Annotated in this window: 21 protein-coding genes and 1 other RNA gene; 6 read left to right on the top strand and 16 right to left on the bottom strand. The window is 71.0% G+C overall.

Annotation, left to right across the window (positions count from 1 at the left end; genetic code table 11):
• Positions 1 to 117: 117 nt before the first annotated feature.
• From ACYVF3_RS31800 to panB, 4 genes are all read left to right on the top strand, one after another.
• On the top strand, positions 118 to 3,105 hold the full coding sequence (locus ACYVF3_RS31800; RefSeq protein WP_461157971.1) for a DEAD/DEAH box helicase: 2,988 nt from the start codon (positions 118 to 120) through the stop codon (positions 3,103 to 3,105).
• A complete protein-coding gene (locus ACYVF3_RS31795; RefSeq protein ID WP_461157970.1) occupies positions 3,098 to 3,901 on the top strand; it encodes an SWIM zinc finger family protein in 804 nt (267 codons plus the stop codon). Before ACYVF3_RS31800 ends, ACYVF3_RS31795 begins: the two co-directional genes overlap by 8 nt.
• A 207-nt stretch (positions 3,902 to 4,108) precedes the next feature.
• Positions 4,109 to 4,900, top strand: a complete 792-nt coding sequence (locus ACYVF3_RS31790; RefSeq protein ID WP_461157969.1) for a transporter substrate-binding domain-containing protein — start codon at positions 4,109 to 4,111, stop codon at positions 4,898 to 4,900.
• A gap of 123 nt (positions 4,901 to 5,023) precedes the next feature.
• Positions 5,024 to 5,878, top strand: a complete 855-nt coding sequence (panB, locus tag ACYVF3_RS31785) for a 3-methyl-2-oxobutanoate hydroxymethyltransferase (RefSeq protein WP_461157968.1) — start codon at positions 5,024 to 5,026, stop codon at positions 5,876 to 5,878.
• Between the two features lie 45 nt (positions 5,879 to 5,923).
• On the opposite strand, the gene ACYVF3_RS31780 is transcribed toward panB, so the two are convergent.
• The 16 genes from ACYVF3_RS31780 to cobC form a co-directional block, all read right to left on the bottom strand.
• Positions 5,924 to 6,319, bottom strand: a complete 396-nt coding sequence (locus ACYVF3_RS31780) for a DUF4326 domain-containing protein (RefSeq protein WP_461157983.1) — start codon at positions 6,317 to 6,319, stop codon at positions 5,924 to 5,926.
• Between the two features lie 145 nt (positions 6,320 to 6,464).
• The gene (gene npdG / locus ACYVF3_RS31775; RefSeq protein ID WP_461157982.1) at positions 6,465 to 7,130 is read right to left on the bottom strand and encodes an NADPH-dependent F420 reductase; all 666 of its coding nucleotides are present in this window, start codon (positions 7,128 to 7,130) and stop codon (positions 6,465 to 6,467) included.
• A gap of 80 nt (positions 7,131 to 7,210) precedes the next feature.
• On the bottom strand, positions 7,211 to 8,662 hold the full coding sequence (locus tag ACYVF3_RS31770) for an RNB domain-containing ribonuclease (protein ID WP_461157967.1): 1,452 nt from the start codon (positions 8,660 to 8,662) through the stop codon (positions 7,211 to 7,213).
• A 6-nt stretch (positions 8,663 to 8,668) separates the two neighbouring features.
• Positions 8,669 to 8,827 (bottom strand): hypothetical protein, encoded by a 159-nt coding sequence (locus ACYVF3_RS31765; RefSeq protein ID WP_425474163.1) that lies wholly within the window; start codon positions 8,825 to 8,827, stop codon positions 8,669 to 8,671.
• Between the two features lie 112 nt (positions 8,828 to 8,939).
• The gene (locus ACYVF3_RS31760; protein ID WP_461157966.1) at positions 8,940 to 9,389 is read right to left on the bottom strand and encodes a hypothetical protein; all 450 of its coding nucleotides are present in this window, start codon (positions 9,387 to 9,389) and stop codon (positions 8,940 to 8,942) included.
• A 44-nt stretch (positions 9,390 to 9,433) separates the two neighbouring features.
• Positions 9,434 to 10,447, bottom strand: coding sequence for a C40 family peptidase (locus ACYVF3_RS31755; RefSeq protein ID WP_461157965.1), 1,014 nt, complete (start codon positions 10,445 to 10,447; stop codon positions 9,434 to 9,436).
• 5 nt (positions 10,448 to 10,452) lie between these two features.
• Positions 10,453 to 11,037 carry a hypothetical protein gene (locus ACYVF3_RS31750; protein ID WP_461157964.1) on the bottom strand — a complete coding sequence of 195 codons (585 nt, stop codon included), beginning with the start codon at positions 11,035 to 11,037 and terminating at the stop codon, positions 10,453 to 10,455.
• Between the two features lie 18 nt (positions 11,038 to 11,055).
• Positions 11,056 to 12,990, bottom strand: a complete 1,935-nt coding sequence (locus ACYVF3_RS31745) for a hypothetical protein (RefSeq protein ID WP_461157963.1) — start codon at positions 12,988 to 12,990, stop codon at positions 11,056 to 11,058.
• Entirely contained in the window at positions 12,987 to 15,815 is a 2,829-nt protein-coding gene (locus ACYVF3_RS31740; RefSeq protein WP_461157981.1) for an ATP-binding protein, read from the bottom strand. Before ACYVF3_RS31740 ends, ACYVF3_RS31745 begins: the two co-directional genes overlap by 4 nt.
• A 40-nt stretch (positions 15,816 to 15,855) precedes the next feature.
• The gene (locus ACYVF3_RS31735) at positions 15,856 to 16,407 is read right to left on the bottom strand and encodes a hypothetical protein (protein ID WP_461157962.1); all 552 of its coding nucleotides are present in this window, start codon (positions 16,405 to 16,407) and stop codon (positions 15,856 to 15,858) included.
• Between the two features lie 6 nt (positions 16,408 to 16,413).
• Positions 16,414 to 16,704 carry a hypothetical protein gene (locus ACYVF3_RS31730; protein WP_461157961.1) on the bottom strand — a complete coding sequence of 97 codons (291 nt, stop codon included), beginning with the start codon at positions 16,702 to 16,704 and terminating at the stop codon, positions 16,414 to 16,416.
• A gap of 830 nt (positions 16,705 to 17,534) precedes the next feature.
• Positions 17,535 to 17,926: RNase P RNA component class A (gene rnpB, locus ACYVF3_RS31725), an RNA gene on the bottom strand.
• A gap of 57 nt (positions 17,927 to 17,983) precedes the next feature.
• Positions 17,984 to 19,117 carry a bifunctional RNase H/acid phosphatase gene (locus ACYVF3_RS31720; protein ID WP_461157960.1) on the bottom strand — a complete coding sequence of 378 codons (1,134 nt, stop codon included), beginning with the start codon at positions 19,115 to 19,117 and terminating at the stop codon, positions 17,984 to 17,986.
• Positions 19,114 to 19,839: a zinc ribbon domain-containing protein gene (locus ACYVF3_RS31715; protein ID WP_461157959.1), complete on the bottom strand. Its 726-nt coding sequence runs from the start codon at positions 19,837 to 19,839 to the stop codon at positions 19,114 to 19,116. Before ACYVF3_RS31715 ends, ACYVF3_RS31720 begins: the two co-directional genes overlap by 4 nt.
• Positions 19,836 to 20,687, bottom strand: a complete 852-nt coding sequence (locus ACYVF3_RS31710) for a Nif3-like dinuclear metal center hexameric protein (RefSeq protein WP_461157958.1) — start codon at positions 20,685 to 20,687, stop codon at positions 19,836 to 19,838. Before ACYVF3_RS31710 ends, ACYVF3_RS31715 begins: the two co-directional genes overlap by 4 nt.
• A 4-nt stretch (positions 20,688 to 20,691) precedes the next feature.
• Positions 20,692 to 21,738, bottom strand: coding sequence for an Rv2231c family pyridoxal phosphate-dependent protein CobC (gene cobC / locus ACYVF3_RS31705; protein ID WP_461157957.1), 1,047 nt, complete (start codon positions 21,736 to 21,738; stop codon positions 20,692 to 20,694).
• A gap of 70 nt (positions 21,739 to 21,808) precedes the next feature.
• Here cobC and ACYVF3_RS31700 point away from each other — a divergent pair, with 70 nt between their 5' ends.
• Complete coding sequence (locus tag ACYVF3_RS31700) at positions 21,809 to 22,264, top strand: low molecular weight protein-tyrosine-phosphatase (protein ID WP_461157956.1); 456 nt, start codon at positions 21,809 to 21,811, stop codon at positions 22,262 to 22,264.
• Complete coding sequence (locus tag ACYVF3_RS31695) at positions 22,261 to 23,124, top strand: fructosamine kinase family protein (RefSeq protein WP_461157955.1); 864 nt, start codon at positions 22,261 to 22,263, stop codon at positions 23,122 to 23,124. The genes ACYVF3_RS31700 and ACYVF3_RS31695 overlap by 4 nt, the downstream gene beginning before the upstream one ends.
• Positions 23,125 to 23,169: the final 45 nt, after the last annotated feature.

The raw sequence follows: 23,169 nt of genomic DNA, 5'->3' as shown, positions 1-23,169 counted from the left end.
CTGCTCCTGCAAATGCCACCCGAACGGGGGCGGTCTGCCGCGGCCTAGACTCGCGGGAGCTTGATGGGAGGCCGCTGGGCGGCTGACCGCGTTCGTCCGAGGTGTTGGGGGCCGGTTGTGTGGGTTGTGCACGCGTGGTGCGACTCAGCGGACCGGTTGCTGGTGTGGGCGGAGGACTCGGAGTTGCCGAGCCGGCTGCCCGGCCGGGCCCCGGCCGGAGTCCTGCGGCACCCGTTCGCCGTCGCCGGGGACGACCTGCTCGACGCGCTTCCCGTCGAAGCCGACCCGGTGGACGACGTTGAGCTGGCGCTCCCGTCGTTCGCCTCCGCGCCGGTCGCCTCACCGGAACTGGTGCGCGATCCGCTGACCGCGGGTTCAGCACCGCGCGGGAAGTTGCGCTTGCGGCATTGGCGGGTGCACGCGGTGTCGATCCGCCCGTCCGCCCTGCCCGAGCTGCTGGCCGCGGAGCTGCCCGGGTGCCGCATCGGAACGGACGCCCGATTCCTCGGCGAGCTCGCAGCCTTCGCCGAAGGCCTGGTCGCGGGCGGCCGGGTGCTCCCCTCGCTGCTCTTCGAAGGCGAACAGCCCGCCGCGCGCTGGGTTCCCGCGCTCTCGGGCGCCGACTCCGCGAGGTTCGTGGCCCTGCGCGACGCCATGCCGCACGCGCTGCGCGCCGCGAGCGACGGCACCCCGGAGCAGGTGCTGACCACGGCGCTCCACGCGCTCGTCGACGACCTCGCCCGCAGCAGGCTCACCGGCGCGCTCACCGAGGGCAAGGGCGCCGCCGCGTCGTGGCTCAACGCGCTCACCGGCGATCCGCACATCAACGCCGACCGCTCCCAGCTGCGAAAACTGGCCGGACAGCTCGACTCCTGGCGAAGCGGGCTCATCGGCGACAGCCCGCTGCGGACCTGCTTCCGGCTGCACGCGCCGGAGGACGACGATCCGGACTGGATCGTGGAGTTCATGCTGCAGGCCGTCGACGACCCGGGCGTGCTCATCTCCGCCGAGGACGTGTGGGCCGACGACCCCCAGGTGCTGAGGCGCTGGGTCGACCAACCGCAGGAGCTGCTGCTCGCCGAGCTCGGCCGGGCCAGCCGGATCTGCCCGGAGCTCGACACCGCGCTGCGCTCCTCGCACCCGACGGAGCTGGTGCTCGACACCGAAGGCGCCTACGAGTTCCTGAGCAGGGCGGCCCACCTCGACCAGGCCGGGTTCGCCGTCCTGCTGCCCTCCTGGTGGGGGCGCAGCCAGCGGCAGCTCGGCCTGAAGCTCAACACCTCCAGCAGCGGAACCGCGGGCACGGTCACCAAGGAATCGGGCATCGACAAGAACGCCCTGATCGACTACCGCTGGGAACTCGCGCTGGGCAACGAGACCCTGACCCAGGACGAGCTCGCCGAGCTGGCCGCCGCGAAGGTCCCGCTGGTGCGGATGCGCGGCCGCTGGGTCCAGGTCGATCGCAAGCGGCTCGCCGCGGGTCTGGCGATGCTGGAGCAGGACGCGACCGGCCAGATGACCATGCTCGACCTGCTCAAGCAGGCCGGCGGCGAGGACCAGGAGCAGCGCCCGCTGCCGGTGGTGGAGGTCAACGCCACCGGGTGGCTGGGCGAGCTGATGTCCGGTCAGGCCGACCAGCTCCTCGAACCCGTCGACCCGCCTGCCGGTTTCGGCGCGACGTTGCGGCCCTACCAGCGGCGCGGGCTGGCGTGGCTGGTGTTCCTGAACCGGCTCGGGCTCGGCGGATGCCTGGCCGACGACATGGGGCTGGGCAAGACGGTGCAGCTGCTCGCGCTCGAAGCCCTGACCCGCGATGAGGAAGCGCGCCCGCCGACGCTGCTGGTGTGCCCGATGTCGGTGGTCGGCAACTGGCAGCGCGAAGCCGAGCGGTTCGCGCCCGGTCTGCGGGTGCACGTCCACCACGGCGGCGGCCGGCTCAGCGGCGAGGACCTGCGCGACGAGGTGGAGCGCTTCGACCTGGTGATCACCACCTATCCCCTGGCCGCTCGCGATTCCGAGACGCTGCGCGAAATCCGCTGGGAACGAGTGGTTCTGGACGAAGCGCAGAACATCAAGAACAGCAACTCGCGCCAGGCCAGAGCGGTTCGCAGCCTGTCGGCCCGGCAGCGGATCGCGCTGACCGGGACGCCGGTGGAGAACAGGCTGGCCGAGCTCTGGTCCATCATGGACTTCGCGAACCCGGGACTCCTCGGTTCGCTCAGCACTTTCCGCGCGCGCTACGCCGTGCCCGTCGAACGCGACGGTGACACCGACGCCGCGGCCAGGCTTCGCGCGGTCACCGGCCCGTTCGTGCTGCGGCGGATCAAGACCGATCCCGCGGTCATCAGCGATCTGCCGGACAAGATCGAGATGAAGCAGCTGTGCAACCTCACCTCCGAGCAGGCGACGCTGTACCAGGCGGTGGTGGACGACATGCTCGCGCGGATCGCCGACAGCGAGGGCATGGAGCGCCGGGGGTTGGTGCTGGCGACGATGTCCAAGCTGAAGCAGGTCTGCAACCACCCCGCCCAGCTGCTCGGCGACGGCTCGGCGCTGCCCGGCCGCTCCGGCAAGCTGGCGAGGCTGGAGGAACTGCTCGACTCCGTTCTCGCCGAAGGTGACAAGGCGCTGGTGTTCACCCAGTTCGCCGAGTTCGGCGGGCACCTGGTGCCGCACCTCTCGGCGCGCTTCGACACCGAGGTCCCCTTCCTCCACGGCGGAACGCCGAAGAAGGCCCGCGACGCCATGGTCGAGCGGTTCCAGGACCCGGAGGGCCCGAAGATCTTCGTGCTGTCGCTGAAGGCGGGCGGCACCGGGCTCACGCTCACCGCCGCGAGCCACGTCATCCACCTCGACCGCTGGTGGAACCCGGCCGTCGAGGACCAGGCGACCGACCGGGCGTTCCGCATCGGGCAGCGCCGCGACGTGCAGGTGCGCAAGCTGACCTGCATCGGGACCCTGGAGGAGAAGATCGACAAGATGATCGAGGACAAGAAGGCGCTGGCGCAGCTCGTGGTGGGCAGCGGGGAGAACTGGCTGACCGAGCTCTCGACCCGCCAGCTGAGGGAGCTGGTCACGCTGGACATGGAGGCGACCGGTGCGTGAGCAGTGGAAGTTCGACGCTCGCGGGCCGATCCGGCGCGACGACGGCATCCAGGCGCGCAGCAAGCGCGGCACGATCGCGCAGACGTGGTGGTCGCAGCGGTTCATCGAGGTGCTGGAGTCCTTCGGCATGGGCGGCCGGTTGCAGCGCGGCAAGAACTACGCGCGCTCCGGTCAGGTGCTCAACCTGACGCTGTCGACCAGCGTCGTGGTCGGTCTGGTGCAGGGGTCGAGGCCGGAGCCGTACCGGGCGCGCATCGGCATCAAGGCGTTCAGCTCGCAGCAGTGGGCGCACATCGAGCGCGAACTGGCGGGCCAAGCGCTGTACGCGGCGAAGCTGCTGGCCGGGGAGATGCCGACCGGGCTGGAGCAGGTGTTCGCCGACCTCGGGCTGGAGCTGTTCCCGACGACTATGCGCGAGCTGACGATGGACTGCTCGTGCCCGGACTGGGAAATCCCCTGCAAGCACCTCGCCGCGACCTGCTACCTGCTGGCGGAGTCCTTCGACTCAGACCCGTTCCAGATCCTGGCGTGGCGCGGCCGCGGCAGGGAGGAACTGCTCGAACGGCTGCGCGCCCTGCGCGGAACCCAGCAGGTCACCGCCGAGGAGGCCTCCGACGAGGACCCGCTGACCGACCACCTGCACGACTTCTGGACCAGCCCGGCACCTGCGGGAACCCCCGAAGCTCCGGCCGCCGACGCCCTCGTGCTGGACGAGCTGGAGCCGCTCCCGCTGAAGGTGGACGGCACGCCGATCACGGACCTGCTGCGTCCCGCCTACCGCGCGTTCACCGGTTGAGACGTGGTTCGGGGAGGGGAGTACCCCCAGGTGGCTCCCCTCCCCGACTGTGGCACGGCTCCCACGCGCTCCATCCGTTAGACGCTTCCCGCACCGCGAGGTTGCCTTGTTCGATTTCCCGTTTTTGCCGCACTCGGCTCCGCCCGGGTCTGGCTTTCGGGGAACCGACGGGTTATGTCTTGTCCCGCACGAAGATCGGGAGGGCACATGCGCTGGGTGAAGTTCGGGATCGGGTTGGCCGTGGCCGCGGTGGTGACCGCGGGATGCTCCGCTCCGCCCCCGGCGGCGCCACCGGCGCCTGACCGGCTGGAAGAGGTCGCTCAGCGAGGTGAGCTGCGGGTGTGCAGCACGGGCGACTACCGGCCGTTCACCTACCGGGATCCCTCCGGCGCGTGGAGCGGCATCGACATCGACGTCGCCCACGACATGGCCCGCGAGCTCGGCGTGCGCGCCACCGTCGTGCCCACCACCTGGAAGACGCTGCTCGACGACTTCGACGCGCGCTGCGACATCGCCGTCGGCGGCGTCTCGGTGACCGCGGAGCGGGCGAAGCGCGCGTTCTTCAGCACCTCGTTCGGGGTGGACGGCAAGACGCCGATCACCCGCTGCGAGAACGTCTCCCGGTTCCAGACCCTGGAGCAGATCGACCAGCCCGGCGTGCGGGCCGTGGTCAACCCCGGCGGGACGAACGAGAAGTTCGCCCGGTCGGTCCTCAAGCGCGCCACCATCGTCGGCCACCCGGACAACAACACGATCTTCCAGCAGGTCATCGACGGGAACGCGGACCTGATGATGACCGACTCCTCGGAAACCCGCTGGCAGGCCAGGCAGCACCCCGAGCTGTGCCCGGTGCACCCGGAGCAGCCGTTCACCTTCGCCGAGAAGGCGTACCTGCTGCCGAAGGGCGACGTGGTGTTCCAGCAGTGGGTGAACCACTACCTCACCATCGCGCGCAACGACGGCACGTACCAGCGATTCGCCGCGCCCTGGCTCGGCTGAGCCGCTGTGATGTGAGTCAGCAGTCATCGCCTCACCGGGGTCGTCGTGCGACGCTGGCGAGTACCACCATCCGCGACGACCCGGGGACCCGTTTCGGGCCTCGAGGGAAAAGGACGGTCAACGATGACTGCTGCCCACGACCAGGGCGAGACCCAGGCCCCGTACGGATCGGGGCCGACCCGGCGCAAGGTGCGCGTCCACCACCTCCAGCAGCTCAAGGAGCGCGGGGAACCGTGGCCGATGCTCACCTCCTACGACATGTACAGCGCTCGCATCTTCGACCAGGCGGGCATCCCGGTGCTGCTGGTCGGTGACTCCGCGGCCAACAACGTCTACGGCTACGAGACCTCGCTTCCGGTGACCGTCGACGAACTGCTGCCGCTGACCCGCGCGGTGACCGGCTCCGTCGAGCACGCGCTGGTCGTCGCCGACCTCCCGTTCGGCTCCTACCAGGCGTCCCCCCAGCAGGCGCTGGAGACCGCGACCCGGTTCATGAAGGAAGGTCGCGCGCACGCCGTGAAGCTGGAGGGCGGCCGCCGCTTCGCTCCCCAGATCGAAGCGCTGACCGGTGCGGGCATCCCGGTGATGGCGCACATCGGCTTCACCCCGCAGCACGAGCACGGCCTCGGCGGCTACCGGGTGCAGGCCCGCGGCGACCAGGCCGACCAGCTGCTCGAAGACGCCCTGGCGGTGCAGGAGGCCGGTGCCTTCTCGGTGGTGCTGGAGATGGTCACCGCTGAAGCCGCCAAGCGCGTCACCAACGAGCTGCGCATCCCCACCGTCGGCATCGGCGCGGGCCCGGACTGCGACGCGCAGGTCCTGGTCTGGACCGACATGGCGGGCATGAACACCGGCCGCACGGCCAAGTTCGTCAAGAAGTACGCCGACCTCGGCAACGTCCTCGCCGGCGCGGCCGAGCAGTTCGCCGCAGAGGTCAAGGGCCACACCTTCCCCGGCCCGGAGCACTCCTTCCACTGATCGACGCGCTGAGAAGCCGGGGCGCGCCGCGCGTGCCCCGGCTTCTCAGTGCGTTCGGTGGGCGAGGATGTCCGCGTGGCAGGGCTTCGGGGCGCACCAGCAGCCCAGGGCTCGGCCGTCGAGTTCGCCTTCTCGGATTCGTTTGAGCAGGTCAGGGCGGTCTTCGAGCCACTGGTCGTAGTGCCGGACCATCGCTTCGCGGTCGGTCTTGGCCTCGGAGACGAACGGGCTGGCGAATTCCGACTGGGGCCACCCGTGCCGGGGGCCGGAATGCCCCACGTAGGTCAGCAGGTCCTGGTCGAGCAGCCACAGGACCAGGTGCTTGTGCGGTCCGTCCTTGCGGACGTTGACCACCACGGCGTGCCCGTCGAGCAGCGCTTCCGCGCGCTCGCGCTCGTCATCGCTCCAACAGCTGGCTTCCTCCGGCAGCACCCGAACCACCTCCACCCCCACCGTGCCACCTCCCCCGCGCTCGCACTCGGCACGATTCCCGCGGGAGTCCTGGTCCGAACTCCCGCGGAAATCGCACGCTCAGATCGCGTGATCTGCGCGAAGACCTGTGCGGGCGTGGTGGTTCCGCTGCGGATCAGACGTCGGTGATGCGGAGGCCGGCGTGGGCCTTGTAGCGGCGGTTGATGGCGATGAGGTTGGCGGTGAAGGCCTCGACCTGGTGGGCGTTGCGCAGGCGGCCGCCGTAGATGCCTCGGACGCCCGGGATGACGTCGGCCAGTTCGCGGACCGTGTCCGTGGCCTCGCGGTCGTCACCCAGGACGAGCACGTCGAGGTCGACGTGGTCCACCGACAGGTCGGCGAGGGTGACCGCGGAGACGTGGTGGAACGCGGCCGTGACCCGGGAATCGGGCAGGATCTGCTCCGCCTGCTGTGCTGCGCTGCCCTCCTCGACCGGGAGCGCGTGGGGCCCCTTCTTGTCGAAGCCCAGCGGGTTCACGCAGTCGATGACGATCTTGCCCGACAGCTCGGTCTGCAAGGACTTGAGCGTGTCGGCGTGGCCCTCCCACGGCAGTGCCGCGAGCACCAGGTCGGAGGCCGCGGCGCAGCCCGCGTTGTCGGCGCCGGTGACGTCGCCGCCCGCGATCTCCTTGATCTCATCGGCGGCCTGCTGCGCGCGCTCCGCGTTGCGGGACCCGATCACGACCTTCAGCCCGGCCTTGGCCCAGCGGATCGCCAGTCCCCGGCCCTGAGCCCCAGTACCGCCCAGCACCCCGACGGTCATCTCCCGCACTCCAGTCACCTTCACGGCCCCTCTCGTCGCCATCGACCTTCGAGATCCACAATCGACCCACTGGCCACGAGAATGCCACGAGGTGTGCGTCAGGCCACTTCGAACTCGACGTCGCGACGCTCCGGATCGGCGGTCACCAAGCGCACCCGCACCTGCTGCCCCTCACCGAGGTCGCCGCCGGTGCAGCGAGCGATGATCGGCGGATCGGCGACGAAGACCTCGCCCGCCACGCCGTTGGGCACCCGAAGCACGGTCGCCGGGAACTCCTCCCCGACGCGGGAGGCCAGGGACCACGCCTGCGTCTGGGCGATGCAGGCCCGCTCGACCTGCGCGGCGGACCGGTCCGAAACACCCATCGCCGACGGGAGTTCGCCCAACGCCTCGGTGACCCACTCCGGGATCTCGCGTCCTGCGGTGACCGCCAGGCAGATCTCCGCGCAGTACCGGTCGACCAGGCGGCGGATCGGGGCGGTCACGTGCGCGTACGACGCTCCGATGCCCGCGTGCCCGGACTTGACGGGCGCGCCGGTCTCGAACGCCGTGTAGCCGGCCCCGCGCAGCAGCCTGGTCGCGGCCACGTGCACGGCCAGCGCCTCCGGCCGGGCCGGGTCGAGCTCCGCGAGCGCCTCCGCCGGCGGGACGCCGACCGGCCAGCGCACGCCGAGCTGGTTGGCCGAACGCCGCAGCATGTCGACCGTGCCCGCATCCGGCTCCGGGACCGTGCGCAGCACCCCGACCCCGGCCTCCAGCATGATCTCGGCCGCGCACATGCCCGTGAGCAGCGAGATCTCGGCGTTCCACTCCTCCACGACCAGCCGCGGCCGCAGGGCCAGCCGCCAACCGCCCTCGCCGTCGGACTCCACCTGCTGCTCGGGCAGTCCCAGCTCGATCGCGCCGCGCCTCAGCGCCTGCTCCCGCCGCAACCTGCCGACCTCCGGCAACAGCTCGATCGACGGGTGCGCGCAGCCCTGCACCAGCGAGCAGTGCACGCCCTCGTAGTCGAGGCGGGCGACCGAGCGCACCAGAGCGCGCCGCACGTCAACCCGTTCCGGCGAGCCGGCGGAGTCCAGGTCGATGGTCCAGAGCACCGCGGCGCGCACCTGGTCCGGCAGCAGGCTCGCGGCGTCCTCGCAGAGCCGGGTGGGGTGCAGCGGGATGTTGCCGTCCGGCAGGTAGAGGGTCTGGCCCCGGCGGCGCGCCTCCTTGTCGAGATCACCGCCCGGCGGGATGAACGCGGCCACGTCGGCGATGGCGTAGTGGACCCGGTAGCCGCTACCGCGACGCCGCAGCAGGACCGCCTGGTCGAGGTCCTTCGCGCCCGGCGGGTCGACCGTCACCAGCGGGAGGTCGACCGCGTCGTGGCGGACGCCGGTCGGCAACGGCTGGGCGACGGTCTGCTCGACCTCGGCGAGCGCGCCGGTCGGGTAGTCGCGCGGCAGGTTCAGCTCGCGGCGGACCGCGGCGAAATCCAGGCCGAATCGGTGCGCGGCAACGGGAGGAACAGCGTGGACGCCGTCCGGGGAGCTCTCCGCCGCCGCCACGAGAACTCAGTCCTCGTCTTTCCAGCTGCGGTCGGCCTCATCGGCCGCCTCGGTGCGCTCCTCGGCTATCTCGAGCGCACGGGCCGCGGTCTCCTGGTCCGGGTACGGGCCCAAGCGGTCGGCGGCACGGCAGCCCGACTTGGGCTCGACCTGCCGATGCTTCAAACAGAAGTACCAACCTCCGCGGGCCATGCTTCGAGCCTCGCACGCGAAGGCCCACCTGTCACGCCTGGCGCGCTGGAACGACCGAGATGTCCGAACGCCGTTCGGCCGCGGTTCACCAGGCAGGTGGCGGCGGTGGCGCGGCAGGCGGCTGGGTGCCGCGCGGCGGGATCGGATCCAGGCAGGACACCAGCACCTGGTGGTTCTCCGGGTCCTCGATCCGGCGGCCGTCGCGCATCCGGTACTCCAGCTCGCCGTCGTCACCGACCTCGACGGTGCACCCGACCTCGGCCAGCTGGTCGTCGTCGAGGTTGGCCAGCCGCTCGTAGCGGGACGGGACGACCCGGTAGACCGGCCACTGCACATGCCCGAAGGCCTGGTGGAACTCCGCGAGCAGGTTGCGCATCTGGTGCTGCCACGGCAGCGGCATCGCCTCGGCGAGCGAACGCGGTAACACCGCGTAACCCGACGAACTTCCGGGCGGTGACTGGTTCAGGTAGTCACCGAGTGGCGTGCTCGACGCGGGCGGACCGGTCGGCCGCGGAATCGGGTCCGGCGTGAACATGAGCAACCCCTTCGGGAGTTTCAGCAGGCCGACGCCATTCTTACCTAACGCACGCCCCCGGCGGCGGGTACCGCGCCGGGCGGTGCGGGCGTGTCCGCTGCGGGCCGCACGACCATCGGTAGCAGCTGCCCGCCGTCCCACAACTTCGTGACCTCGACTGATTCACCCGGTTGCGGTGCGTGCAGCAGCTGATCGTCACCCAAGTAGAGGCCGACGTGGTGAATTCCGTGCGGATCTCGGCCGTATCCCCAGAACACGAGATCACCCGGTTGGGCCTGTGCCAGGGGCACGTGGACGCCGCCCTGGAAGTACTGGGTCTGCGAGTACTTGGGGATCTCGATCCCCGCGGCCTTCCACGCCTGCTGGGTCAGACCCGAGCAGTCGAACGACGAAGGACCCGCCGCACCCCACACGTAGGGCTTGCCCAGCTGGGCCTTCGCGAAGGACAGCGCCTGGCCGCCCAGCACGCTGGAGCCGGGCAGGTCGTCGCAGGCGGTGACGCCCGGAACGTTGCCCTCGACGCTGACCAGGTGCGCGGCCATCGGTTCCCAGCGGTGGTAGCGCAGCGGGAACGCGGAGCGCTCGACGCGCTGCGCCGCGGTGCCGGGCCGCAGCTCCTCCCAGCCGGGAACGGCCTGCAGCACGTCGTAGAACTTGTTGATCTGGTAATCGACGTCGGTGACCTGGGAGATCGACCCCCAGCCCATCGAGGGCCGCATCTGGAAGATCCCCAGCGAGTCGCGGTCGCCGTGCGTCAGGTTGGCGAGGTTCGACTCGGTCTTGCCCGCCTGGATGGCGATCTGCCACGCGCGCGGCGGCATTCCGCGCTGCTTGCCGATGTCGATGATGCGCTTGGCCACCGCGACGGACTCGGGCTTGAGGGAACCGGCGTCGCTCTCGCCGCGCCCGGCCCCATCACCCCACGGTCCGAGGTTGGCACTGCAGTTGGACCAGCCCTGGTTGCCGCTGCTGCTGCTGATCAGCATGGTCAGCGCACCGAGACCGATCATTCCTGCGAAACCCGCGAGCACGATGAAAGCGACCACGAGCTTGCGCATGCGCGTCAACCTTCCTTGTCGTACTGGGCCACCCGCCACCCGGCCGGGGTCTTGTTCACGGTCACGTTGAGCACCCCGATGTCGCTGGGCAGCCGGACGACCATCGAGCCCGCGGTGGAGGTCACCGCCGCCGGCGCGCCGGTGATCACGTTGCCTGCGTTCACCGGGTCGACGGTGGAGAGCTCGGTGAGGAACTCGTCGGTGGTCAGCGGACGCAGCCCGTTCACCCACTGCTGCCGGTCCGCGCCGACCGGGTGGTTCACCCAGGCCTCGCCCCACTTCTCGACGATCGCGACGCCCGCCGGGTCCGGAGCCGTCGGGGTCGGACCCGCCTGCGGCACGGAGATCGTCGGCGGCCTCTTGGTCGTGGGCACCACCGCGGAGTGCTGCGACGGGTGCTCGCGCTCGGTGGTCCGGCCACCGGCGGCGACGTTGCGGCTCGGGGGTGGTTCGGGCAGCAGGAGTCCGATGACGCTCGCCACCGCGCCCACCACGACCAGAGCGGCCGCCAGGTGCTTGGGCGAGCGCAGCGGCCAGCCCCAGAACCTGCGGTACACCGCGGCTCGCCCGCGGTGCGTCCGGATCGGCATCAGCTCCCCCTCTTCCGGTCAGCCATCGGCCACTTCCAGCCCTCGGGAAGGCCGGTAGATCACGTGCACGGGGCGTCCCTGCACGACCTCGCGCTCGGCGAGGCGCGGGGACTCGGTGCCGACCGGCTGGTCCTGCACCCGCTCCACCGTCGAGCGCGACGGGATCAACACCGGATCTTCGTCGTTCCCATCCCATTTGGCATCCGCCACCGGGTTGGTATCGACCACCCGGCTGGACGTTCGCATCTCCGCGGCGCCCGGCATCCCGCCGGGCCGGCGCGGCGAACCACCGCCCGCGGGCAGCGCACCGGCCACCGCACCGCCCGGTACGGACGTCTGCTGCGGCGCGGGACCGTCCTCGCGGTCCAGGCGCTGGGCGACGGCCGGCAGCAGCGCTTCCGGACGCCGTCTGCGCGGCCCGTCGCCGCCGGCGTACTCCTCGTCGGAGTCGCCGTCGCGGACCTGCTCCCAGAACTGGCCGCCCGACGGGTTGTCCCCGCGCCTGCCGAAGCGGGCGAAGATCCCGCCCTGCGCGGGCGCGGCACGACCGACCGTGCCCACCGAGAGCTCGACCATCTGCGCGATCCGCCGGATCGGCTTGGCGATCAGCAGGAACACGATGGTGATCAACGCGGCGAGCAGGATCTGGGTGAGCGCCGAGAACCCGCGGGTCGGATCGAAGATCCAGGTCAGGATCAGCGTGTGCAGGCCGGCCAGCGCCGAGACCATCACGACGTTGAGCACCGCGGCACCGGCCACCCGGCCGATCATCCGCAGGATCTGGTGGTAGACCAGCGCGACGAGACCGATCAGCGGACCGGCCAGGATCAGCACCCGCAGCAGGACCTGCGCGAGCAGGATGGTCGCCTTGGCCAGCAGCTGGAACGAGGCGTAGGCCAGCGATTGCACGCTGCCCAGCACGCCCGCACCGACGCGGCTGCCGTCGACGCCCTGGAAGTAGCCGTAGGCGCTGCCCATCTTGCCCGCGACGTCCTCGAACGCCTGCTTCTTGGGTTCCGGCGATCCGGCGTCGGCCCCGGCGTTGACCTCCTGCTTGGTCCACGCCTGAGCGCGCAGCAGCTCGCGGCCGAGCTGCTGGGCCTGCGGGGAGTCCGGCGACCCGAACTCGCCGCGCAGCCAGTTGCGGTAGATGACCTGGTCGTGCAGCAGCGTCGGCAGCGCGTTGGCCTCGTCCACCCCGACCTCGTGCAGGAAACCGGCCTGCACCGCCGAGGTGCCGGTGATCACGATCTCGTCCAGCGCGTGGGTGTAGACCAGCGGCGTCAGGTAGGTCGCCGAGGCGAACCACAGCGCAGCCAGCGCCCACATGCCGCGCTTGCCGATGCTGGCCAGGTCGCCCTGCCAGATGTAGCGGAACAGCACCACCGCCAGCACCAGCGCGACCAGGCCGAACCAGGGCGCGAAGACGCTGTCGTAGAGGGCGACCGTGCCGGTGGCGATCACCTCGTCCAGCGGGTCCATCAGGTCGCCGTTGAGCAGCGCGTAGTGCAGCCCGTTGGTGGCGCCCACCAGGTTCTTGGCGAGGTTGAACAGCTCGTTGCCGACCCATGTGTCGGCGAGGGCGTCCGGGCTGGTCACGCCTTGCGGGCCGCAGCCGAGGTCGTAGGTGTGCCAGATCAGACCGGCGTAGCCGACCTCGTCGTAGGCGCTGCCCGGGTTTCCCGCGCCCATCGGCGCCGGGTCCAGCGCACCGACCATGCCGGAACCGGGGCGCTCGGGGTTCGGAGCCTCCTTGCAGTCGAAGTCCTGGCCCCAAGCGGGACCGGCCATCATCGACTGCACCGCGAGCATGCCCGCGATCAGCAGGTAGACCTTACGGCGACGGGGGTTCAGCACCTCCGCCGAGCGCGTCCGGCGGTTGATCACCAGCACGGCGACCACCGCTGCCAGCGCAGCGGTGATCACCACGATGCCCAAGACCGCGCCGCTCACCTCGCGTCGTCCCCACCCCGCTCGCCCGGCCGGCGGGTCGAGCTCTCGGTGCCGTCATCGAAACCGATGCCGACGCTTTCGAGTTCGAGCTCGTCGAACGCTTCGAAGTCGTCCCCGTAGTCGTCGTCCGCCGGGTTCAGCGCGGACGCGCTCGAATCGGAGTTGACGCCGTCGCCGTCGGGACCGGCCTGCAGCTCCCGCGGTTCGGCGTCGGGCTCGGACGACGGTGTGGTGTCCAACGAGTCGCGCAGGTGCTCCAGGTGCGGGCCGGAGAAGTCGATGCGGATCTTCTCCACGCCGCCCGCGCCGTCGCCGAAGATGAACTGGCGCGGCGCCCGGTCCCGCTGGGTGGCGTTGCGGGCGGGGCCGGGTCGGCGGCCCAGGGCCGAGACGACCTGCTCGTAGCCGGCGTCGACCGGGACCTTCAGCAACCGCAGCGCGTCGGCCTGGGCGGACTCGTCGTCCAACCGGCCGATGAACACCGAGTCCAGCAGCGAGACGAAGCCCTGGATGCGCAGGAAGTCGTCCGGGATCTGGCTGGACAGCAGCACTCGCACGTTCCACTTCCGGGAGTCACGAGCGAAGCGGTTCATCAGGACTCGACCGGTCGGGACCTCGGAGAGGAAGAACGCCTCGTCGATCCAGACGCCCTTGCGCTCGCCCTTGGGCCGCTCGTAGATCGACCTCTGGGTCAACCAGGCCGCCAGGTTGAGCATCTCCACGCCCAGCGCTTCGGCGTCGGTCCAGTGCTCGCGCCCGACACCGTCCTTCGGCAGCGTCAGGCCGGCCATGGTCAGCACGGTCAGCCGGTCGTCGCGGGTCTCGGAGTACGGGTCGGCGTCGCTCTCCGGGATGAGCAGCGCCATCCGCTCCCGGATCTCGTCGAGGAAGTCGGCGACGACCACCGCGTGCTCGTGGTGCTCGCTGGCGTCCCGGCGCAGGGCCTCGAAGACCATGCCGGGGTGCGCGTCGACCCGGCCGCCCACAGCGCGGACCGCGCGCAGCAGCACGATCCGGGTCTGCGGCAGCTTCGCCACCTCGTAGGGCAGCAGGCCGGTGAGCACGTCGAGCACCAGGCGACGCCGGGTCGCGGCGGCCAGCGCGCGTTCGCGCCGCCAGCCCCGTTCCGGGTCCTCCTCGTCGACGAAGTGCTCCAGCTCCGGTTCGGCGACCACCCGGTACGGGTTGAGGATGCCGGGCTGGGCGTTGAGCAGGTTGATGTTGCGCGCGTAGGGCTTGATCTCCGGCAGGTTGCACAGCTCGGCGAGCGGCCCCGACGGGTCCAGCAGCGTCCAGTGGGCGCCGGCGCGCAGCGTCTTGTAGACGATGCCACCGCCCAGGAACGACTTGCCGCCACCGAGTCCCGCGACCATCGCCGTCAGACCGGAGGCGTCGCGGACCTCCTGGGCCATCCACGGGTCCCACGCGACGGGACGCCGGGTGGCGGTGCAGGTCTCACCGAGCAGGATGCCGCGCCGGTCACCGACCTCCGCGGTCGCCTGCGGCACCGCGGAAGCCGCCCACACCACCGATCCTCGCCGCAGGTAAGCGGAGTTGGCCAGCGGCTCGCCCGGGATGAACTCCCGCGCCAGCGCGTACTGCGCCTCGGGGTGCTCGATGGCGACCTTCGGCTTGTACAGGTCGAGGATCTGCTGGGCCAGCCGCAGCGCGTCGCGCTCGGTGGGACCCGACACCGACATCCGCCACCACGACTTGACCCGGGTCGCCAGCGCGGTGAAGCCGGAGGTCATCTCGTCGTCGATCTCCAGCACCCGGCCCGCCTGGCGGGCCAGCGAGGTCGGCGGCTCCAGGCCGTGCTCCTCGGTGTAGTGCCGGACCTGGGAGCGAACCTTGTTCATCTGCCGCTGGAGCTCGCCGCCGACGTCCTCGGGACGCCGCACGTAGATCCGCGCCGACCACTCCACGGGCGCGGGCAGCCGGTCGGAGTGCTGCATCCAGGGATCGTCGATCTCCGGGATCTGCAGGCCGTGCGTCTGACCGACGGTAAGCACCGCGACGTGCCGGGTGACCCCGGCGTTGGAACCGGTCCGGCCGCGCACGGTCACCGTCGGCGCGTACGGGTCCTGGTGCATGTCGGAGGCGTCGGTGAACGACGCGAGGTCCTCGGGCTCCCAGGGCGCTCCGGGCACCGCGGGCAGGTTGCGCGGAGCGGGCAGGCCCAGCGAGCAGGACCGGTGCATCAGCCAGGAGATCTCCTCGGCGGTGACCGGACGGCCGTCCAGCCCCGCGGAGCCGATCACCTGGTCCAGGTGCTCGATCTCGCTGTCGAGCGCTATGAGCTCGGCATCGACGGCTTCCGGGAAGACCTTGTGCAGCAGGGGCGCCGCGCGCTCGACCGCGCGGTCCACGACGTTGCGGGTCTGCACCTGGACACCCAGGTAGACCTCCTTCTCCGCCATGGAGCGGCCCATCAGCTGCTGCTGCTCGCCGACCATGTAGTCGTCGAAGGACAGCGCGCCCTCGGCGTCGGGCAGCGGGTTGCGCGCGTTGTGCACGTGCGCCTCGGCCCACATCCGGATCGGGTACGGCCGGTTGGTGACCCGCAGGTGCATCCAGCGCCCCTGCAGTTCCGAGTACTGGCCCGCGATGGCGGCGACGAGGTCCTGGCGCTGCGAATCGGAGCGGAAGGACCAGCGCTGCGGCGAGAGCCGGTACCAGGCGAAGACGTCCTGGCCCGTTCGCAGCAGGTGCCCGTCGATGGTGCGTGCGGCGATCGACGGGGTGTAGGTCGGGATGGACTGCTCGTCTCCCAGACCCCGCGCGCGTTTGCGCTGCTTGCCGCTGCCCTTGTTGGCACCGCGGATCTTGCCGCTGGAGCCGCGGGGAACCTGCTGCGGCTGCTGCTCACCGCCTCGACGGCGACCGAACACCGCGAACCTCCTTGCTACGCGTGCGCCTGGCTCCGGTCTGCTGCGCGGACCGGGTGGAGCGCGGCTGTTGTTGCGCCTGCCGGGTGTGCTGACTCCGGGCCTGCGACTGCCGCTGGGTCTGCCGCTGCCGGGGTTGTCCCCGGCGAGGGCGCTTGGTCTTGGGAACGGGACGACGCCGTCGGACCCGCACTCGGGCCGCGCTGGCCGCGCCGCCCTTCGACTGGGACTTCTCGCGGGGAGCGGTCAGCTCACGCACCCACATGGTCAGGACCGCGCCGAGCGGGCGCTCGTGCCCGATCTTCGCGGTGATCAGCCGCGTCAGGGCGATCGTGATCACCAGCGCCCACGCCGTCGAGAAGAACCCGAATCCGATGTTCATCCGGCGCTCGACCGCGAGGACCAGCAGGAACACCAGCGTGCCGACACCCCACGCGACGTAGCGCGCGCGGAAGGGGAAGGTCGCCTTCGGTGGTCCGAGCCAGACGGCGTCTACCCGGTAAACCTCGTCATCGGTGCGTATCCGCACTGGACATCACCCGTTGGTGCTGAAGAGCTGTGCGATGAAGGTGCCGATGTCGATGCCCGCGTTGGTGACGGCGATGCCGACGATCGCCAGCGCGACGAGCACGCCGCCGACGCGGCGCATCACGCCCGCGTTGTCACCCTTGCCGCCACCGAGCCACAGCAGCAGGACCGCGACGGTCAGCAGCAGCAGCGGCAGCACGTTGTCCAGGATCCAACCGCGGATGCCATCGGTGCCCAGTTGAGCCTGCTGGGCGAGTACGTCCAGGTGCGCCAGTGTTTCCAGCGGCATGGCGGTCATCTCTTTACCCCTGAGTGCGCGGAGTGTCTGCGGGCCGGTGCCTCAGCGCGTCGCGATGATCCGCGACGAGCCGATACGAGTAGAACATGACATGGTCACCAGAAGTAGTGGTTGCGAGCTCGGGTGTGGCGGGTTACAGCGCGACGACGCCTCGGCCATCACGCAGCGAATAGGCCATTCGAGCAAGCGATCACCCGCTGGTCATCGCGGAAATGCCGCATAGTGGGCCGGATTTGAGCCTGATCCTCGTGGCTGTTCACCCGCTTGCGAGCTCCTTCGTAACGCACCGTGATCGTTCCGGCGGTCCAGTGGATTTCCGCACATCGCGCCAGGAAGCACCCGACTGGATCACTCGACGTGATCACCGAACCCGAAAGGGACGGGTGATCTTGGCGCGCACGAATCAGGGTAACGGCACCCACACGAAGAGTTCCCCCCAGGGCGCCACTTTTCACCCAGAGCCCGTTCAGCCGAAAGAGTCTAGACCAAACGGGTCAACGGAATGGTGCAGCACAACACCGAAGTTTTCATGAAAACTTCCCCACGACCCCACGACCCACGTCAGGCAACCGGCGAAGCCGGTTTCTCAGTGCCCCACCCCAGCAACCGGCACCGCCGCGGGTTCTCAGACGTCTTCTGGGGAGGACAGCCGACGTGCCGTGTATTGGCATACACAAGCCTCGGCTCCCGGACCCAGAAGGCGTCTGAGGTTCCGCTGCCCGCACCGCCAAGCAAAGGAACCACTGAGTAGTTGCAGTGAACCCGCCCCAACACGATCCGCAACGCACGCAGGAAGATGACCCGGGAAAGCCCGAGAACAGAAATAAGAGCGGAAGAGCCGGTCTGTAAGCCGGATTCTGTTCCCGGCGGCTTCACAACCGCCCGTTCGGCGACCATCTATCTAGGCCCACCGTTGCCGGTGAGCTCGTGCGGCCTACCCGCGAACTCGGGCGAGCAGCCCTCGATCGTCCGCGCGGGCGCCGGATCGGCGCCCATCTTGGCCTTGCTCCGGGTGGGGTTTACCGAGCCACCTCGGTCGCCCGAGGTGCTGGTGGTCTCTTACACCACCGTTTCACCCTTACCCGGCGCGTGCGCCGGGCGGTCTGCTTTCTGTGGCACTTTCCCGCGGGTCGCCCCGGGTTGCCGTTGGCAACCACCCTGCTCTGTGGAGTCCGGACTTTCCTCGACGGGTCGTGCCCGCCGCGGCCGCCCAACCGACTCTTCCGCAGCGCCGATTCTACCGCTGCACCCGCTGCGGCTCCCGGCCAGGGCCGGTGGATCAGGCCCAGTGGGAGATGTCGTTGACCAGCCGGACCGAGGCGTTGTCGTCCGGGTAGAACTCCACGATGGACAGCGATGCCAGGTCCAGGTGCAGCCGGTAGAAGATTTCCGCACCCACGCCCAGACCCGTGCGCAGCAGGGACTTGATCGGCGTGACGTGGCTGACGACGATGATCGTCTTGCCGGCGTAGCGCTCGACGAGGTCGTCGCGGGCGGCGGTGACCCGCTGGTGCACGGCTTCGAGGCTCTCGCCGTCCGGGGGTTCGACGGTGGGGTCGCCGATCCAGCGGCGGTGCAGGTCCGGGTACTCGTCGGCGGCTTCGAGGAAGGTGAGGCCTTCCCACGCCCCGAAGTCGGTCTCGATGAGGCCGTCGTGGAGCTCCACCTCGCTGCCGGTGGCGTCGGCGACGGCTTGCGCGCTCTGCCGGGTCCGGGCGAGCGGGGACGCGATGATGGGGGCCGGGCCGTCGGACGTGACGACGCCGTCCATGGCGGCGAGGCGCTTGCCCGCGGCGCGCACCTGCCGCTCCCCCAGCTCGGTCAGGTCGACGTCGCCGCGGCCGGAGTAGCGCTTGTCGACGGACATGGCGGTCTGGCCGTGCCGCAGCAGCAAGATCTTGGTGGGGGCGCCGCGGAGGTTCTGCCAGCCGGACGGCCGGGTTCGCGCCGCAGCGCTCTCGGTCTCGGTGACTTGGCCGGCTTCGGCGACCTGGCCGGTTTCGGCGGTCTTGCCGTCCATGGCGTCGTTGGCGAGCTTGTCGGCGGCGGAGTTCTCGGCGCGCGGGATCCACTCGTAGTCGACGTGCGCGAACTCGGTGGCGAGCTCCCGCGCCTCGGCGTGGAGCGGCTGGAGGTTGACGTGCTTGACCTTCCAGCGCCCGGCCATCTGCTCGACGACCAGCTTGGAGTCCATCCGCACCGAGACCTCGGCGGCGCCGAGCTCGCGGGCTGCGGTCAGCCCGGCGATCAGGCCTCGGTACTCGGCGACGTTGTTGGTCGTCTCGCCGAGCCCGATGGCGCGTTCGGCGAGGACGGCGCGGGTGTCGGCGTCGAGCACGACCGCGCCGCACCCGGCGGGCCCGGGGTTGCCGCGCGATCCGCCGTCGGCCTCGACGATGACGCGTGCGGTCACTTGGTCTCCCGGACCATGATCGCGCCGCACTCCTCGCAGCGGACGACGTCGTCGGGGGCGGCCTCGCGGACCTCGGTGAGGGCGTGCCGGTCGAGTTCGATGCGGCAGGCCCCGCAGCGCGCGCCCTGGAGCAGGCCGACGCCCACTCCGCGCTGACCGCGGACGCGCTCGTAGAGGGCGACGAGGTCGTCCGGGAGGGCCTTGACGATGAGGTCGCGCTCGGTCTGGCGGCGGGTCTCGGCGACGTCGAGCTCGCCGAGCGCTTCGTCGCGGCGGGACTGGATCTCGGCGAGCCGCTGCTCGGCTTCGGTGACGGCTTCGCGCGACTTGGTCACGTTGGTCTCGAGCGCTTCGCGCTGCTCCATGACGTCGAGCTGCTCGTCTTCGAGGACGCCTTGCCTGCGCGCGAGGGTCTGCAGCTCGTGTTCGAGCTCTTCCTGCTGCTTGGCGGGCCCGCCTGCGGCCATCAGCTCGCGGTCGCGGGCTTCGCGCTTGCGGACGTTGTCGACCTCGTTCTCCAGCCGCTTGACCTCGCGGTCGAGGTCGCTGAAGGAGGTCTGGGCGACCACCAGCTCGTCGCGCTTGGTCTGGACGTCGCGCTCGGCCTCACCGATCTGCTCGAGTTCCGGCAACGTGCGCCTGCGGTGCACGACGCGGTTGAGCTCCGCGTCGGCGTCCGCGAGATCGAGCAGCCGTCGTTGAACGGCGGGGTCGGCTTTCACGCGTGCGCCCTCCCTGGGTCTGGTGTCGCACCGGCGTGCACGGTCCACGGGTCGGTGCGTCGGGTGGAAACGAGGACTTCGACTGTATCCGGCAGCGCGGCGGACACGAGGTCCGCGGCCTGCTGGCACCAGGGCCATTCGCTGGCCCAGTGCGCCACGTCGACGAGTGCCGGCACCGAGGTGCCGGGCACGTCGGCCTGGGCGAGGTGTTCGCCTGCGGGGTGGTGCCGCAGGTCGGCGGTCACGTAGGCGTCAGCGCCGGCCTCGGCCGCGGCGGTGAGGAAGGAGTCGCCCGCGCCGCCGCAGACGGCGACGGTGCGGATCTCGCGGTCCGGGTCGCCGGCTCCGCGCACTCCCCAGGCGGTGGTGGGCAGGCCGTCGGCGACGCGGCGGACGAACTCGCGGAACGGTTCGGCCTGCGCCAGCTCTCCGACGCGGCCGAGCCCGGTGTCGGCACCGGGCGCGGTGGGCATCAGCGGTCGGGTGCGGGCCAGGCCGAGCGCACCGGCCAGGGCGTCGGACACGCCTGGGTTGGCCTTGTCGGCGTTGGTGTGCGCACAGTACAGGCCGATGCCGGAGCGGATGAGCCGGTGCACTACGCGTCCCTTGTGGTCGTCGGCGGGGACGCCGTGCACGCCGCGCAGCAGCAGCGGGTGGTGGGAGATCACGAGCTGGGCACCGAAGGCGATCGCTTCATCCACAGTGGACTCCAACGGGTCGACGCAGAACAGCACGCGCTGCACCACCGACTCCGGGTCGCCGCAGACGAGCCCGACGGCGTCCCAGTCCTCGGCGAGCCCGGTGGGGTAAGCCTGCTCCAGCGCGCCGATCACGTCCCGAATCCGCACCGTTTCACCCACGTTCCACTACGTCTCGAATTGCCTTGACCAACAACGAGTTCTGCTCGGGATCGCGCACCGCGACCCGGATGTGCTCCGGGCCCAGGCCCGGGAAGGTGTCGCCCCTGCGCACCGCGATGCCGCGTTCCCGCAGCAACTCCCTCACCCGCTGCACGTCCGGCACGCGCAGCAGCAGGAACGGGGCCTCGGCCGCGCGCACCACCTCGATCCCGGGCACGGCGGCGAGCTGGTCGAGCAGTCCGGCTCGGTGTTCGGTGAACTCGGTTGCGGCGCGCTGCGATTCGGCGATCGCGCGCGGTTCGCAGCAGGCCCGGACCGCGGTCAGCACCAGGGAGTTGACCGGCCAGTGCGGACGGTTGCGGCCGAGTTCGGCGAGCAGTTCCGGGGATCCCAGCGCGTAGCCGGCGCGCAGCCCGGGCAGGCCCCACATCTTGGTGAGGCTGCGCAGCACCAGCAGACCCGGCTCGGCGAGGTGCGCGAGGGATTCGCGTTCGCCGGGAACGGTGTCGATGAAGGCCTCGTCGACGACCACGACCCGGCCGGGGCGCAGCAGCGCGCGGATCTCGTCGGCCGGGTGCAGCGCGGAGGTCGGGTTGGTGGGATTGCCCAGCACGACCATGTCGGCCTCGTCGGGCACCTGGTCGGCGTGCAGCCGGTAGCCGTCCGCGGGATCGAGCACGACGCGTTCGACCTGGACACCGGCGTTGCGCAGGGCCAGTTCCGGCTCGGTGAAGGACGGGTGGATCAGCGCCGCGAGCCTGGGCCGCAGAGCGGGCAGCAGGGCGAACCCCTCGGCCGCTCCGGCCAGCACCATGACCTCGTCCGGGGTGCGATCGTGCCTGGTCGCGACAGCGCTGCGGGCGTCGAGGTCGGCTTCCGCCGACGGGTAGGAGCCGAGATCGTCGAGCGCTTCGACGAGGCGGTCGCGCAGCCACTCCGGTGGCCGGTCCAGCCGCACGTTGACGGCGAAGTCGGCGAGCCCTCGCACGGCGTCCACATCGCCGTGGTGGCGCAGCAGCTCCCGATCGTCCCCGCTCATCGGGGGAAGTTTAAACGTCCACGTCGGAGCGTTCCCGGGCGCGTGGCGAACGCGGCCGTACCCTCGGGGCGTGCATGTGTCTTTTATCTGTACGGGCAACATCTGCCGTTCGCCGATGGCGGCGCTGATCTTCGCCGAGGAGCTGCGCCGCGCGGGCCTGGACTCGCGGGTGGAGGTCTCCAGCGCGGGCACCGGGCCGTGGCACGTCGGCGAACCGGCCGATCCGCGCACCGAGAAGGTCCTGGCCGCCCACGACTACCCCACCGACCACGTCGCCGCGCAGATCGACGAGCGGCACCTGGGAGCCGACCTCCTGGTCGCGATGGACGAGGGACACCTGCGCGCGGTGCGCAGGCTGGCCGCTGATCCCGACCGGGTGCGGCTGCTGCGGTCCTTCGACCCGGACGCCGACGGCACCGAGGTGCCCGATCCGTACTACGGCGGGCGGAACGGGTTCGACGACGTGCTGGCGATGGTGGAGGCCGCGATGCCGGGCCTGATGGCGTGGGTGCGGGAGCGGGTGTGATCGCCGACGAGGTGTCCCGGATCACCGGGCTGGCGGTCGCGGAGACGCGGAGGCTCTCCGGCGGGGACACCGCGTCGGCCTTCGCCGTGCGCCTCGACGACGGCCGTGAGCTGTTCGCCAAGTCCACCTCGCCGTCGATGCCCGGCGCGGCCGCCGCCGAGGCCGCCTCGCTGCGGTGGCTCGCCGAGCCCGGTGTGGTGGCGGTGCCCGAGGTCATCGGCGACGGCGAGCACTGCCTGGTCACCGAGCACGTGGCGGAGGGCGCGCCGACGGCGGGCGCGGCAGCGGAGCTGGGCCGGGGGCTCGCCCGGCTGCACTCCGCGGGAGCTCCGGCCTTCGGCAGCCCGCCTCCCGGCGGCCCGGCCGACGCGTGGATCGGACTGGCTCCGATGCGCAACGAGCCCGAGGACGACTGGCCGGCGTTCTACGCGCGCCACCGCGTCCAGCCCTACGTGCGGCGGGCCGTCGACGAGGGGACGCTGAGCTCGGAGTCGGGGAAGGTCCTGGACCGGGTCTGCGAGGAGATCACCGAGCTGGCGGGCCCGGCCGAACCGGCGTCCCGGCTGCACGGCGACCTGTGGAGCGGGAACGTGCTGTGGGGCCGCGACCGGGCGTGGCTGATCGATCCGGCCGCGCACGGCGGTCACCGCGAGACCGACATCGCCATGCTGCACCTGTTCGGATGCCCCCAGCTGGATCGCGTGATCGCCGGCTACGAGGAGGTCCACCCGCTGGCGGACGGGTGGCGATCCCGCATCCCGCTGCACCAGCTGTTCCCGCTGCTGGTGCACGCGGTGCTATTCGGCTCGGGCTTCGGCGCGCAGGCCGTGCAGGCCGCTCGCCGCGCGCTGGCCGGGTGATCCTCGCGACCGGGTCACACTGAGACGGGGTCTCAGCCGCCTCCG

This window comes from Saccharopolyspora tripterygii (assembly GCF_054778355.1).
The sequence above is the reverse complement of the archived record's forward strand: the minus strand, read 5'-3'. Positions and strand labels throughout refer to the sequence as shown.

Excerpts from the sequence above, each read along its gene's own strand:
- ACYVF3_RS31790 (WP_461157969.1), top strand. The coding sequence starts at position 4,109 with ATGCGCTGGGTGAAGTTCGGGATCGGGTTGGCCGTGGCCGCGGTGGTG.
- panB (WP_461157968.1), top strand. The coding sequence starts at position 5,024 with ATGACTGCTGCCCACGACCAGGGCGAGACCCAGGCCCCGTACGGATCG.
- ACYVF3_RS31760 (WP_461157966.1), bottom strand. The coding sequence starts at position 9,389 with ATGTTCACGCCGGACCCGATTCCGCGGCCGACCGGTCCGCCCGCGTCG.
- ACYVF3_RS31755 (WP_461157965.1), bottom strand. The coding sequence starts at position 10,447 with ATGCGCAAGCTCGTGGTCGCTTTCATCGTGCTCGCGGGTTTCGCAGGA.
- ACYVF3_RS31750 (WP_461157964.1), bottom strand. The coding sequence starts at position 11,037 with ATGCCGATCCGGACGCACCGCGGGCGAGCCGCGGTGTACCGCAGGTTC.
- ACYVF3_RS31730 (WP_461157961.1), bottom strand. The coding sequence starts at position 16,704 with ATGACCGCCATGCCGCTGGAAACACTGGCGCACCTGGACGTACTCGCC.
- cobC (WP_461157957.1), bottom strand. The coding sequence starts at position 21,738 with ATGAGCGGGGACGATCGGGAGCTGCTGCGCCACCACGGCGATGTGGAC.